This window comes from Mitsuaria sp. GD03876 (assembly GCF_029840635.1).
Lineage (GTDB): Bacteria > Pseudomonadota > Gammaproteobacteria > Burkholderiales > Burkholderiaceae_C > Roseateles.
Window position 1 is genome coordinate 1 of the sequence record NZ_JAOCCU010000015.1, and the last position, 12,173, is coordinate 12,173.

Here is a 12,173-nt window from a genome sequence, read left to right on the forward strand (position 1 = left end):
CGCGCGGGCAGGGGGGTCGACAGGGGAGCGGAAGCGGTCATGCGCCGTCCTCGATCAGGCCGAGGTTCCGGCACCGGGGCCATCGGCGTGCCTGCCGCCGCCCAGGCTGCGCTTGAGCATCGAGGAGAACGAGGGCTGCGCGGCCTGCAGCGCCTGGCCGGCGTCGGCCTGCGGCGGCATCACGTGCAGCGTGCGGATCTGCTGGCCGGTGATGCCGAGCACCAGCCACTGGCGGTCCTCGTCCTGGCCGACCTCGACGATCACGATGCGCTGGCTCGGCGCGATCACCAGCTGCGCCACGGTGCGCAGTTGCCCGCCGAGCGCGGAGCCGCCCAGCGGCGTGCGCTTGAGCAGCCACAGGACGACTGGAATCAAGGCCAGGATGGCCAGGAACCAGAGCAAGGGGACGAGGCTGTTGGTCATGGCGATGAATTATGCGTCCCTGAAATGCATCAGCCCCACGAGGGTGGGGCTGATCGGGGGTCACGTCATGCCTTGCTGAGGCGGCGCATGCGTTCGGATGGCGTCACGATGTCGGTCAGGCGGATGCCGAACTTGTCGTTCACCACCACGACCTCGCCCTGCGCGATCAGGTAGCCGTTGACCAGCACGTCCATCGGCTCGCCGGCCAGCGCGTCGAGCTCCACCACCGAGCCCTGCGCCAGCTGCAGGATGTTCTTGATCGGGATGCGGGTGCGGCCCAGTTCAACCGTCAACTGGACCGGGATGTCCAGGATCATGTTGATGTCGCTGCCCGGCAGGTTGCCCGGCGTCGGCGAGAAATTGGTGAAGGCCGCCGGCGCGACCTGCTCGGCCACCGGCTGCACTTCGGCCGCGACCTCGCTGCCGCCGCCGCCAGCTTCCGCCAGCGCCGCCGCCCATTCGGCGGCCATCGCGTCCTGTTCGTCCATCGGGGTGTTGTCAGCCATTGCGGGCTCCCAGCCAGCCGGCATCCGGGCCGGTCAGCATCTTTTCAATCTTGATCGAGTACTTGCCGTTCGAGGTGCCGTAATGGCAGTCGAACACCGGCACGCCGTCCACCTTGGCCTGGATGATCTGCTCCAGGTCCAGTTCGATGAAGTCGCCCGGCTTGAAGGCCAGCAGTTGTTCCACGGTCGCCGGCGCCTTGGCCAGCTCCGCCACCAGTTCGACCTCGGCCGACTGGATCTGGTGCTTGAGCAGGTTGACCCAGCGGCGGTCGGGTTCGCTGGAGTCGCCCTGCGTGGTGCTGTACAGCACGTCGCGGATCGGCTCCAGCGTCGAGTACGGAATGCAGAAATACACCGTGCCGCTGGTCTCGCCGATCTCCAGCGTGAACGAGGTCGACACGACGATCTCGCTGGGCGTGGCGATGTTGGCGAACTGCGGCTGCATCTCCGAGCGCTGGTATTCCAGCTCCAGCGGATAGATGCCCTTCCAGGCCTTGAGGTACTCCTGGATGATCACTTCCACCAGGCGCAGGATCACCCGCTGCTCGGTGGCGGAGAAGTCCCGGCCCTCGATGCGCGTGTGGAACTTGCCGATGCCGCCGAACAGCGAGTCGATCACCGCGAACACCAGCGTCGGGTCGCACACGATCAGCCCGCTGCCGCGCAGCGGCTTCACCGACACGATGTTGAAGTTGGTCGGCACCACGATCTCGCGCAGGAAGGCGCTGTACTTCTGCACCTTGATGCCGCCGATGGCGACTTCCGGGCTCTTGCGGATGAAGTTGAACAGCCCGATGCGGATGTTGCGCGCGAAACGCTCGTTGATGATCTCCATCGTGGGCATGCGCCCACGGACGATCCGTTCCTGGCTGGCGAGGTTGTACTCGCGGATGCCGCCGGTCTGGACTTCCTCGGCCTCGAGCTTCTGGCTCTCGCCGGTGATGCCCTGGAGCAGGGCATCGACTTCGTCTTGCGACAGGATTTGCTGATTCATCGCCCGATCCCTTCTGGGTCCGTCGTCACTGCACGATGAAGGTGGAGAAGAGCACCTGCGTCACCGGGCTCTCGACCTGGCGCTTCTTTTTCTTCTTCTTTTTCGGCGCGGCGTCCTCGTCCTCATCCTCGTCGTCGAGCTCGATGCCCATCGGGCGCACGGCCTCGCGACGGATCTCCTTGGCCAGCTTCTCCTTGCCTTCGACGGTCAGCAGCTCGGCCGAGGTCTTGTGCGACAGCACCAGCAGCACGTTGTTGCGGATCGCCGGCATGTAGGCCTTGAGCTGGTCGGCGAAATGCGCGTCCGCCACCTCCAGCGTGATGCCGACCTGCGCGAAGCGGTCGACTTCCTTGTCGGCCAGGTTCACGGTGAACGGGTCCAGCGGCACGAAGGTCGGCGGCGTGCCCGGCTTGGCGTGGGCGGCGGCGGCCGGCTTCTCGTCGGCCGCGGCGCCTTCCTCGTCGTCGGCATGGGACTTCTTCTTCATCATCAGCAACGCGGCGACGCCCACCAGCACCACCACCAGGACGATGGCGACGATGATGATCAGCTTCTTCTTGCCGCCGCCCTTGACGGCGGCGTCGTTGCCTGCGGCGGCTGTGGCCATGGGCGCTCCGGTGACGAGGTTGAAGGAGTAGGCGAGGCGCCGGACCGATCGATCCGGCAATGGCTCCCATTGTGAAACGCCGCCCGCGCGCTCAACGCGCGAAAAGGCGGCGGTTTCCGGTCAGACTCGCGGTTCCCCGCCAGTCCCGAGGCAGGCGTCAGGCGTACAGGTCGACCAGCCCGCGCGGCGCGGTGCGGCGCTCGGCCCGGCCGGCGGCGGCGATCGCGCCGTCGTCGTCCTGCCCGCGTCGACCGCGGCCCGGACGGCCGTTGGCCGTGCCCTCGGAGGATCCGTCCCCACGATTCTGGCCGCCGTTGGACTGGGTCTGTGCGAACACCCCCCCGCCGCTCAGGGTCAGCCCCTGGGCCTGCAGGGCCGCCGCCAGGTCGGGCAGGCTGCGTTCCAGCACCTCGCGGGTGGCGGCGTGCTGGGCATGGAAGTTCACCTGCGCCTGCTGGCCGTCGAGCTGGATGTTGATCGACACCGGACCCATCTCGGTCGGGTTGAGCTGGAGCTGCGCCTCGTGCACGCCGTCCTGGATCAGCAGGCTGACGCTGGCGGACAGCTCCGGCGCGAAATCGGGACTGGTCAGCGGCTGGCTCAGCGGCACGCTGGGCGCCGGGGCCGGCGCGGCGGCATCGGCGGAGCCGGTGGCGGAGGTCGAGCCGGCCTGCTGCGCCGCGGCGAGCAGCGCGTCGAAGCTCGGCTGCGGGCCCTTGGCCGCGCCGTCGCCCGCGGCGATCTCGTGCGCGCCGCCGGACACGGCCTGCAGCGTCTCCTGCGCGGCCGCCTTGTCGGCGCCCTCGGCGGCGCCGGCCTTGCCGGCCGCGGCCTGGCTCAGCTCGCGCTGGAGTTCCTGGCGCTCGCGCATCGCGTCGCCGGTGGTCGGGTGCTTGCCGTGGGCCTGCGCGCCGCCGGGCAGCGCGTCGGTGCCGGCGGCCTCGCCATCGGCCGAGCCGGCGCGCGCCGGGCCCTTGGCCTCGGGCGGCGCCTCGCCGCGCAGCATCGCCAGGATCTGCTCGGCCGGCGTCGCGGCGCCGTCCTTCGCGTCCTTGGCGACCTTCCTGTCCTTGCCCTCGCCGTCCTTGGCCTCGACGCGCTCGCCGGCCTGGGCGCCTTCGGCGTCAGCCGCGGCGGGGTCCTTCGCGTCGACCGGCTCGGCGGCATCGGCCGCGTCCGGCTGGTCGGCGGCGTCCGCCTTCACGGCTTGCGCCGGCGCCTTCGCGTCCTCGGCGGGGGCCGCGCCACGGCGGGCGGCCGCGTTGCGCGCGGCCAGCTTGTTCTCTTCCTGCGCGGAAGTGTTCTCGGGCGCCTTGGGCGGCTTGGGCGCTTGCGCGGCGTTCTGCCGCTGCGCCTGTTGCTGGGCCTGGAGCTGTTGCGCCTGCTGCTGCGTCTGCAGTTGCTGGGCGGCGAGCTGCTGCGTCTGCAGCTGCGAGGCCTGCTGCGCCTGCGTCGACTGGGTCTGCAGCTGCTGGCTGCTCTGGTTCAGCCATCGGGCGAAGTCGGGCGAGCCCTCCTTGCGGCCGGTGTAGGCAGGATTGTTCGCGCCGAGGCCAGCAAGGGCGCCCGGCAACTGGGCATTGTTCTGAATCTGCGTCATGGCGAGGGAGGTTCCGGTGGACCAGGCCGCCGTCAGGCGACCAGCCGGGACATCGGGTTGCCGCCGCGGGCCGCGGCGCGCGCGGCTTGCTCGTCGGTGGCGCGCTGCTCCTGGCGCATCTGGCTGCGCAGCGTCTCGGCGCGGCGGCGCTCGATGAGCTTGCGCACCGAGGCCACGCGCAGCTCGCGCTCGCGCAGCACGTCGCGCGCGGCGGTCAGGCGCTGGTCGGCGTAGTCGGCGATGCCGGCCTGCTGGCCGATCGCCTGGTCCAGGCGCTGGCCGAAGTTCTGGTAGCAGCCGAGCAGTTGCACCGTCGTCTGCTGGGCGAATTCCTGCGTCCAGCGGCTGCGGTAGTCGGTGCGGTACTGGGAGAGCTGGTCGTGCTGGTTGCGCGCCGCGTTGGCCCGCGACTGCGCGTCCTGCAGGAACCGCAATGCTTCATCGCGCTCGGCCTCCGCGCGTTCGAGGAGAACGGTCAGGGCCTGCAGATTGGAACTACTCATGTCGATGACCTCGCTTTACGGATGTCGGCAGCTATCACGCAAAGTTAAGTGTGGCGGTCAGTTGATTGAGGCAATCGTTCAAAGAAGCGGGGGAATGCATGTCTTGTTGGAGCAATCGGTCCATGTCGGCATGCAGGCGCACGGCGGCGTCGAGCTCGGCATCGTGCCCGGGCTGGTAGGCGCCGAGCTGGATCAGGTCGCGCGCCTTGTTGTATTTCGCGAGCAATTGCCGGAAACGGCGCGCCAGTTCGACATGGCGCTTGTCGGCGACGCTGGTCATCACGCGCGAGATCGAGCGCTCCACGTCGATGGCGGGGTAGTGCCCACTCTCCGCCAGCTCGCGGCTGAGCACGATGTGGCCGTCCAGGATGCCTCGGGCCGCGTCGGCGATCGGGTCCTGCTGGTCGTCGCCCTCGGACAGCACGGTGTAGAAGGCGGTGATCGAGCCCTCGCCGGCCAGGCCGTTGCCGCTGCGCTCGACGAGCTGCGGGAGCTTCGCGAAACAGGAAGGCGGATAGCCCTTGGTGGCCGGCGGTTCGCCGATGGCGAGGGCGATCTCGCGCTGCGCCATCGCGTAGCGGGTCAGCGAATCCATCAGCAGCAGCACGTGCTGGCCGCGATCGCGGAAGTGCTCGGCGATGGCGGTGGCGTAGGTCGCGCCCTGCATGCGCAGCAGCGGCGGCGCATCGGCCGGCGCGGCGACGACGACACTGCGCCGCAGGCCTTCCTCGCCGAGGATGTCCTCGATGAATTCCTTCACTTCGCGGCCGCGTTCGCCGATCAGGCCGACCACGATGACGTCGGCCTGCGTGTAGCGGGCCATCATCCCGAGCAGCACCGACTTGCCCACGCCGGTGCCGGCGAACAGGCCCAGGCGCTGGCCGCGGCCGACGGTGAGCAACGAGTTGATCGCGCGCACGCCGGTGTCCAGCGGGCGGCGGACCGGGTCGCGGTCCATCGCGTTGATCGGGCGGCGCACCATCGGTTCGTCGCGAACCTCCTCGAGCGGGCCCCGGCGGTCGATCGGATGGCCCTGCGGATCGACGACGCGGCCCAGCAGGCCGTCGCCCATGGGCAGGTGCAGGCCGCGGTCCTCGTCGCGGCGCCAGGGATGGCGCTCTTCGCCCAGCACCGGACCATGCGGCGCGGCGGGCCGCGGCAGCACCATCGCGCCGCTGGCCAGGCCCTGGATCTCGTCCGTTGGCATCAGATAGGCGCGATCGCCGGAGAAACCGACCACTTCGGCGGTCACCGGCCGCTGGCCGCGGCGCGGCGCGGCGGCGGTGGAGGGCATGTGGATCTCGCAGACCGAGCCCACCGGCACCTTCACGCCGGTCGCCTCCAGCACCAGTCCGGCGACGCGCACGAGCTTGCCTTGCGGCTCCAATGCCGGTCCGTTGCCGGCAAATGCCTGCAGATCGTCGAAGTACTGTTGCCAGCGGCCGATACGCGCGCTCATGGCTGCGGCTCCTCGGCGCCGTTCTGGCGGCCGTGCGGCAGCCCGCCGTACTGGCTGGGCGTCGGATCGGCGCGGAAATCGAGCCGCGCCTCGCGCTGCTCGTCGGCGGCGGAGCGGCGGTCCTCCCAGACCGAGGTCTGGCCCAGCGCGTTGACCGCCGACTGCCAGCGCGCCGGCAGCGAGGCGTCGACGCTGCAGATGTCGGCGTCCACCTTGACGCCGCCGCGGGCGATGGCGGGATCGGGAATGACCTGCGCCTCGCGGGCGCGAAGTTCCTGGCCGGCGCCGTCCAGCACCAGCGGCAGGTCGTCGGGGTGCACGCGCACGCGCACGTGGCGGGCGTTGATCAGCAGCGCCTCGACGGCGTCATGCGCGACCTTGGAGACCAGCTCCGGCGCGGTCGACAGCTCGTTGCGCACGACCTGGCGCGCCAGCTCGACGGCGGTGCGGGCCAGTGCCTGGGCCATGTCCTGCTCCATCGCGGACAGGTCCTGGTCGAAGCTGGCGACCAGCTGGCCGACCTGCGCGCTGATCTGCTTGGCGAAGCTCTGCTTGAACGCGTCCAGCGCGGCCATGCCGTCGCGGTAGCCGTCCTGGTAGCCGGCCTGGCGGGCCTGCTGGAGCAGCTCCTCGATGCTGGGACCGGGCGGGGGCGGCGGGGGCGGGGGCTCGACCGGGGCCGGCGCGGTGACGGCCGGGCGGCGCGGCGGCGCGGCGCCGTCCAGCGTGCCGGGGTTCCACGCGGCGAAGCCCGAGAGCTCCTCGCGCGGAATGATGCGGCTGTAGGTGTTGCCGCGCGGCTGATCGCCGTCCGGACGGGGCGGCGGGGGGACCTGGCGGGGCGGGCGGGTGACCATCGATGCGGGCGTCCGTCGGCGTCGGGATTACAGGAACTGGTCGTCGCCGCCGCCGGCCAGCACGATCTGGCCCTCGTCGACGAGGCGGCGCACGACCTTGAGGATTTCCTTCTGCTCGGCCTCGACCTCGGACAGGCGCACCGGGCCGCGCGAATCCAGGTCCTCGCGCAGCGTCTCGGCGGCGCGGCTGGACATGTTGCGGAAGATCTTCTCGCGCAGCTCGGGGCCGGCGCCCTTGAGCGCGACGATGAGCGATTCGGACTGCACTTCCTTGAGCACGGCCTGGATGCCGCGGTCGTCGATCTTCTCCACGTCGTCGAACGTGAACATGTTGTCCATGATCTTCTGCGCCAGGTCGGAGTCGGCCTCGCGGATGTAGTCCAGCACCGAGGCCTCGACGCTGGTGCCCATCATGTTGATGATCTCGGCCGCGGTCTTGACGCCGCCCAGGTTGGACTTCTTCATGCGCTCGCCGCCGGCCAGGATCTGGCCCATGACCTCGTTGAGGTCCTTGAGCGCCATCGGCTGGATGCCGTCCAGCGTGGCGATGCGGATCAGCACCTCGTTGCGCTGGCGCTCGGTGAAGACGCGCAGCACCGAGCTGCTCTGGTCGAAGTCCAGGTGCGACAGGATGGCCGCGACGATCTGCGGGTGCTCGTTGCGCAGCAACTCCGCCACCGAGCCCGGGTCCATCCACTTCAGCGACTCGATCGAGGACACGTCCGAGCCCTGCAGGATCCGGTCCAGCAGCAGGTTGGCCTTGTCCTCGCCCAGCGCCTTGCGCAGCACCGAGCGGACGTACTCGTCGGTGTCGTTGACCAGGGTGCTCTGGGTCTCGGCGACGAGGTCGAACTTGTCGAGCACGCGCTCGACGCGCTCGCGCGGCACGACCTTCATCTTGGCGATGGTCTCGCCGAGCTTCTGCACTTCCTTGGGCGCGAGGTGCTTGAAGACCTCGGACGCCTCTTCCTCGCCCAGCGACATGAGCAGGATGGCCGCGTCTTCTACGCCTTTGTCGTCCATGGTGATGTCTCGCTATCGATCCGTGTGGGCGGGGCGGGGCTCAGCGCCGGCCGGCCGGGGCGGCCGTCTCGAGCTCTTCGCCGTTGACCCAGGCGCGCATGATGTTGGCCACCGCGATCGGGTTCTCCTTGGCCAGCGCCCGGGCGCGCACGAGCTTGTCGTTGGAGACCGGGGCTTCCAGGGCCGGCAGGCCGCCCGGGCCGCCCAGGCTCAGCTGCTCGTTCTCGACGACGCTGAGCTGGCTGGTGGCAGTGTCGTCCTTCTCTTCGGCGGGCGGCGGGAAAGCCGCCTTGAGAGCAGGGCGAACCATGCCGAACACGGCGATCAGCGCGACCAGCACCAGGGCGGCCGGCACCGCGGCGTCGCGGGCCATGTCGCGCAGCCAGGGCTGCTGCCACAGCGGCACGTCGGCGTTCTCGAGCTTGTCGGAGACGAAGGGCGCGCTCAGCACCTTGACCGAGTCGCCGCGCTCCTGCGAGAAGCCCAGCGCCTCCTTGACCAGCGAGTCGAGCTTTTGCAGCTCGGTCTCGGACAGCGGCTGGCTGGTGGTCTTGCCGTTCTTGTCGGTCACGGTCTTCTGGTTGACGACCACGGCGGCGTTCAGGCGGCGGACCTGGCCGACGGCGTTGCGGGTGACGCGCACGGTGCGGTCGACCTCGAACTGCGTGTCGTTGTTGCGGCGCAGGTTCTGCGAGCCGCCGGTCTGGCCGGCCGGCTGCAGCGGCTGGGCCTGGCCGTTGATCGGCGCGGCGGCCTGCGGCGGGACCTGGTTGGTGGTCGCGCCGGGCACGCCGGTGGGCACGCCGGGGGTGTTGCCGGACTGCTCCTCGGAGGTCAGGCGGCGCACGGCGCTCTGGGTGTTGGGGCCCTGGTTGGGCTTGTATTCCTCGGCGGTCGATTCGACCTGGCTGAAGTCGACGTCGGCGGTGACGGTCGAGCGCAGGTTGTCGCGGCCCACCATCGGCTCGAGCAGGTCGGCGATGCGCTTGTTCAGGTTGGCTTCGACCTGCTGCTTGTACTGCAGCTGCTGGCTGTCCAGGCCGATGGCGTTGCCCTCGGGGTTCTGGGAGAGCAGGGCGCCGGTGCTGTCCAGGACGCTGACGGCCTTGGGATTGAGCTCGGGCACCGACGAGGACACCAGGTGGACGATGCCGGCGATCTGGGCGCGGTCCAGCGTGCGGCCGCCGCGCAGCGTCAGCATGACGGAGGCGCTGGGCTTTTGCTGCTCGCGGAAGAAGCCGTTCTGCTGCGGCATGGCCAGGTGCACGCGCGCGTCGGCGACGTCGGCCATGGCGGTGATGGTGCGGGTGAGCTCGCCCTCGAGCGCGCGCTGGAAGTTCAGGCGTTCGTTGAAGGCGGTCTGGCCGATGGACTGCTTGTCCATCAGCTCGAAGCCGACGATGCCGCCCTTGGGCAGGCCGGCGGAGGCGAGCTTCATGCGCAGGTCGTAGACCTGGTTGGCGGGGACCATGATCACGCCGCCCGGGTCGTTGCGGTAGGGCACGTTCATCTGCGCGAGCTGCGCGATGACGGCGCCGCCGTCCTTGTCGGACAGGCCGGAGAACAGCGGGCGGTAGTCGGGCCTGGCCGTCATCATCGACATGGCGACGATGACCGCGAGCAGCGCGGCGACGCCGGCGCCCAGCATGACCTTGCTCTTGGTGGGCATCGCGGCCAGGCGGGCCGGCACGCCGGTCGTCTTGGCGGTCTGCTGCACCTCGGGGAGTCCGGCGGCGGGGCTGCTCAGGGCGTTGTCCATGGGGCGTGGGGTGTACGGCTGGGTCGAACGGAGGGCCCAGGCGGACGCCTCGGCACTGGTCAGGATTATTTCGATCGGCGCCCTCAAGAATGGTGGGAACAGGCCGAAGAAGCCCCCCCAGTTCCGAGCTATGGACCGGGCGCGGATCCGTACGATGCGTGCCGTGGACCTGAAACTCAAACCCTTCGACTTCGCCAGCGCGGTGGCCCGTGCCGGACTGACCCCCCAGGGCCAGCCGGTGGCCAAGCCCGCGTCGGGCGCGAGCTTCGCGGATGCGATGAGCTCGGCGTTGAAGTCTGTCAGCACGCAGCAGAACGAGGCGTCGCGGCTGCAGCGCGAGGTCCAGCTCGACAACCCGACGGTGAGCCTGGAAGAGACGATGGTCGCGATGCAGAAGGCGCAGATCGGCTTCCAGGCGACGCTGCAGGTGCGCAACCGGCTGGTGTCGGCTTATTCCGAGATCATGAACATGCAGGTCTGATCGCCGGCCTTGCACCGCGTTGCCGGCTGTTGGATGCGAAAAGCCGCCCGAGGGCGGCTTTGTTCATTGGGCGATCAAGGCCAGGCAGGGACCGGGGGCTCAGGCGTCGCGCCGCATCAGCCGTTCGCGCTTTTGCGCCTGGTCGATGAAGACCTGCAGCGCCCGGGCCGCCGTCGGCGCCAGCGAGACGAAGGCGCAGCCCGCCTGGTGCGGGGCACCGGCGTCGCCGTCGGCCATGTGCTGCACCCGCAGCAGCGTCGTGAAACTGACCTCGCGTTCGAGCTCCAGCGTGGCGGCGATCTCCTCGCCCACGCGCGGCACCGGCACCACGTTCGCCGGCCATTGCAGCGCGACGCCGCCGGCGCTCACGTTGACCACCCGGATCCGCGGCAGGTCGGCCTGCGCCAGCTTCAGCGCCGGATAGAGCTGCCCCGCCGACGCCACCCGGTACGCCTGGCGGCGCTGGAAGCGGTACAGCCGCAGCGGCATCGGCGCGCGCAGCACCTCGGCGCCGTCGCCGTGGATCGCCACCAGGCCCGACACGTCGAACTGCAGCTTGATCCTGTCCAGGTAGGCGGTGGCCACCAGCTCGTCGCTGGCCAGCACCGGCGCCAGCGTGTCGCCGGCGCGCGGCGCCTCCATCGTCAGCATGCCGTGCGGCGTGTCCAGCGCCCGCAGCACGGTGTGGATCGCCTCGCCCTCGGGCGTGGACAGCTGCACCCGCGCCTGCGACCGCAGCAGCTCGCGCATCCAGTTCATGATCTCCCCGGGCGCGTCCAGCCGGAAATCGGCATCCGCGGGATCGGAGGAGGGGGCGGGGATCGTCAGGTCGCTCAAGGCCAGCTTCCGGCAGCAGTCGTTCGGAAAATCTACTCGCATCCCCAAGGCAAACGCCGCGCCGACCCCATCCGTTCGAGGGGCCGGTCGCGGCGTGCTCCGGAGCGCGAGCCCCGCGGCGTGACCGATGTCTCGGATCGTGTCGCGCCGCCGAGGCGTCCCGCCGGTCAGTGGACCGTCTTGGACTTGCCCTTCATCAGCTGGTCCAGGTCGTCCAGCCACGGCTCGGCCAGGTGGCGGATCTCGGCGTCGTTGAGCAGGATGCGCTGCATGATGCGCGTCTTGAGCTGCGCCTCGTCCGGGCCCAGCTGCTGGCTGGAGGCCGCGTGCTTGAGCTGGGAGATCAGCAGGACGCAGGCGCCCTCGAGCTTGACCACCTCGTCCCAGTTGCCCGAACGGGCGGCGTTCAGCATGTCGGCGCTGGCCTGTTCGATGGCTTCGTAGTAGCTCAGCAGTTGGGTGCTCATGATGCGGTCCGGGGTCGGGGCGGCGTGGGCGGCGGAGGAGGTCTGGGGCTTGGCGGTGTACTTGGACATGGAACTTCTCAAGTCGTCAGGCGTTGGGCGTCGGTCCGGCGGCGATCAGGCCGCGGCGCGTTGGTCGGCGGCGGCGGCCGGGGCGATGCTGCCCCAGGCTTCGCGGATGGGCTGCAGCAGCGTCACGCATTCCTCGACGGCGACCGCGTCGCTGTGCAGGTTGGCGTAGGTCAGCCGCATGCAGATGTAGGCATACAGGTCGCGCAGGTCCAGGGCCAGCTCGCCCGACTCCAGGTCCAGGGCCGCCTTCAGGCCCTCGTCCAGGATGCGGACCGCGCGGCTCAGGCTGCGGTTCTTCACTTCGACATTGCCGGTGCGGATCGCGCCGATGGCTTGCGTCATCGAATCGAAGGCGCCGTCCAGCAGCAGCGTCACCAGGCGATGCGGCGAGGCCGTCATCACGTCCGTCTCCACGCCGACGCGGTTGTACATGTTGCTCGCGCGCTGGCCGTGGGAAGCGAAGGGGGAGGAGTTGCCGTACATGATGTGCTGCTGCGGTGTGCTGAAGTGCTTGAATCAGTTTTCGGCCCCCGCCGGCCCAACTTGAGCCTCCCACCTGTCGAATTTGTCTCGAAATTCTGCCGATCT

At 69.9% G+C, this 12,173-nt stretch carries 14 protein-coding genes; 1 reads left to right on the forward strand and 13 read right to left on the reverse strand.

Annotation, left to right across the window (positions count from 1 at the left end; all coding sequences use genetic code 11):
• Positions 1-54: 54 nt before the first annotated feature.
• The 10 genes from N5D62_RS11355 to fliF all read right to left on the reverse strand — a co-directional run bounded on the left by N5D62_RS11355 (position 55) and on the right by fliF (position 9,731).
• Positions 55-423 carry a flagellar biosynthetic protein FliO gene (locus N5D62_RS11355; protein WP_279757885.1) on the reverse strand — a complete coding sequence of 123 codons (369 nt, stop codon included), beginning with the start codon at positions 421-423 and terminating at the stop codon, positions 55-57.
• A 65-nt stretch (positions 424-488) separates the two neighbouring features.
• Positions 489-929 (reverse strand): flagellar motor switch protein FliN, encoded by a 441-nt coding sequence (gene fliN / locus N5D62_RS11360; RefSeq protein ID WP_279757887.1) that lies wholly within the window; start codon positions 927-929, stop codon positions 489-491.
• Positions 922-1,923, reverse strand: a complete 1,002-nt coding sequence (gene fliM / locus N5D62_RS11365; protein WP_091722333.1) for a flagellar motor switch protein FliM — start codon at positions 1,921-1,923, stop codon at positions 922-924. The genes fliN and fliM overlap by 8 nt, the downstream gene beginning before the upstream one ends.
• A gap of 25 nt (positions 1,924-1,948) precedes the next feature.
• Positions 1,949-2,530 carry a flagellar basal body-associated FliL family protein gene (locus tag N5D62_RS11370; RefSeq protein ID WP_279757888.1) on the reverse strand — a complete coding sequence of 194 codons (582 nt, stop codon included), beginning with the start codon at positions 2,528-2,530 and terminating at the stop codon, positions 1,949-1,951.
• Positions 2,531-2,687: 157 nt separating this feature from the next.
• Positions 2,688-4,130 carry a flagellar hook-length control protein FliK gene (locus N5D62_RS11375; protein WP_279757889.1) on the reverse strand — a complete coding sequence of 481 codons (1,443 nt, stop codon included), beginning with the start codon at positions 4,128-4,130 and terminating at the stop codon, positions 2,688-2,690.
• A gap of 32 nt (positions 4,131-4,162) precedes the next feature.
• A complete protein-coding gene (gene fliJ / locus N5D62_RS11380; RefSeq protein WP_279757890.1) occupies positions 4,163-4,633 on the reverse strand; it encodes a flagellar export protein FliJ in 471 nt (156 codons plus the stop codon).
• A 34-nt stretch (positions 4,634-4,667) separates the two neighbouring features.
• Positions 4,668-6,092: a flagellar protein export ATPase FliI gene (gene fliI, locus N5D62_RS11385; protein ID WP_279757891.1), complete on the reverse strand. Its 1,425-nt coding sequence runs from the start codon at positions 6,090-6,092 to the stop codon at positions 4,668-4,670.
• Entirely contained in the window at positions 6,089-6,949 is an 861-nt protein-coding gene (locus tag N5D62_RS11390; RefSeq protein ID WP_279757893.1) for a FliH/SctL family protein, read from the reverse strand. Before N5D62_RS11390 ends, fliI begins: the two co-directional genes overlap by 4 nt.
• A gap of 27 nt (positions 6,950-6,976) precedes the next feature.
• Positions 6,977-7,972 (reverse strand): flagellar motor switch protein FliG, encoded by a 996-nt coding sequence (fliG, locus tag N5D62_RS11395; protein ID WP_279757894.1) that lies wholly within the window; start codon positions 7,970-7,972, stop codon positions 6,977-6,979.
• A gap of 40 nt (positions 7,973-8,012) precedes the next feature.
• Positions 8,013-9,731, reverse strand: coding sequence for a flagellar basal-body MS-ring/collar protein FliF (gene fliF, locus N5D62_RS11400; RefSeq protein WP_279757895.1), 1,719 nt, complete (start codon positions 9,729-9,731; stop codon positions 8,013-8,015).
• A 163-nt stretch (positions 9,732-9,894) separates the two neighbouring features.
• Between fliF and fliE the strand changes: the two genes are divergently transcribed.
• Entirely contained in the window at positions 9,895-10,212 is a 318-nt protein-coding gene (gene fliE, locus N5D62_RS11405) for a flagellar hook-basal body complex protein FliE (RefSeq protein ID WP_279757897.1), read from the forward strand.
• A 99-nt stretch (positions 10,213-10,311) separates the two neighbouring features.
• Here the strand turns inward: fliE and N5D62_RS11410 are convergent, their stop codons facing one another.
• The 3 genes from N5D62_RS11410 to fliS all read right to left on the reverse strand — a co-directional run bounded on the left by N5D62_RS11410 (position 10,312) and on the right by fliS (position 12,068).
• Positions 10,312-11,049 (reverse strand): flagellar brake protein, encoded by a 738-nt coding sequence (locus N5D62_RS11410; protein WP_279757898.1) that lies wholly within the window; start codon positions 11,047-11,049, stop codon positions 10,312-10,314.
• 167 nt (positions 11,050-11,216) lie between these two features.
• A complete protein-coding gene (locus N5D62_RS11415; RefSeq protein WP_279758039.1) occupies positions 11,217-11,516 on the reverse strand; it encodes a flagellar protein FliT in 300 nt (99 codons plus the stop codon).
• Positions 11,517-11,630: 114 nt separating this feature from the next.
• Positions 11,631-12,068 carry a flagellar export chaperone FliS gene (gene fliS / locus N5D62_RS11420; protein WP_279757900.1) on the reverse strand — a complete coding sequence of 146 codons (438 nt, stop codon included), beginning with the start codon at positions 12,066-12,068 and terminating at the stop codon, positions 11,631-11,633.
• Positions 12,069-12,173: the final 105 nt, after the last annotated feature.

Bases quoted from the DNA above. Each gene is read 5' to 3' on its own strand.
- fliI (WP_279757891.1), bottom strand. From the start codon at position 6,092: ATGAGCGCGCGTATCGGCCGCTGGCAACAGTACTTCGACGATCTGCAG.
- N5D62_RS11370 (WP_279757888.1), bottom strand. From the start codon at position 2,530: ATGGCCACAGCCGCCGCAGGCAACGACGCCGCCGTCAAGGGCGGCGGC.
- N5D62_RS11355 (WP_279757885.1), bottom strand. From the start codon at position 423: ATGACCAACAGCCTCGTCCCCTTGCTCTGGTTCCTGGCCATCCTGGCC.
- N5D62_RS11375 (WP_279757889.1), bottom strand. From the start codon at position 4,130: ATGACGCAGATTCAGAACAATGCCCAGTTGCCGGGCGCCCTTGCTGGC.
- fliN (WP_279757887.1), bottom strand. From the start codon at position 929: ATGGCTGACAACACCCCGATGGACGAACAGGACGCGATGGCCGCCGAA.
- N5D62_RS11415 (WP_279758039.1), bottom strand. From the start codon at position 11,516: ATGAGCACCCAACTGCTGAGCTACTACGAAGCCATCGAACAGGCCAGC.
- N5D62_RS11390 (WP_279757893.1), bottom strand. From the start codon at position 6,949: ATGGTCACCCGCCCGCCCCGCCAGGTCCCCCCGCCGCCCCGTCCGGAC.
- fliF (WP_279757895.1), bottom strand. From the start codon at position 9,731: ATGGACAACGCCCTGAGCAGCCCCGCCGCCGGACTCCCCGAGGTGCAG.
- fliM (WP_091722333.1), bottom strand. From the start codon at position 1,923: ATGAATCAGCAAATCCTGTCGCAAGACGAAGTCGATGCCCTGCTCCAG.
- fliG (WP_279757894.1), bottom strand. From the start codon at position 7,972: ATGGACGACAAAGGCGTAGAAGACGCGGCCATCCTGCTCATGTCGCTG.
- fliS (WP_279757900.1), bottom strand. From the start codon at position 12,068: ATGTACGGCAACTCCTCCCCCTTCGCTTCCCACGGCCAGCGCGCGAGC.
- fliJ (WP_279757890.1), bottom strand. From the start codon at position 4,633: ATGAGTAGTTCCAATCTGCAGGCCCTGACCGTTCTCCTCGAACGCGCG.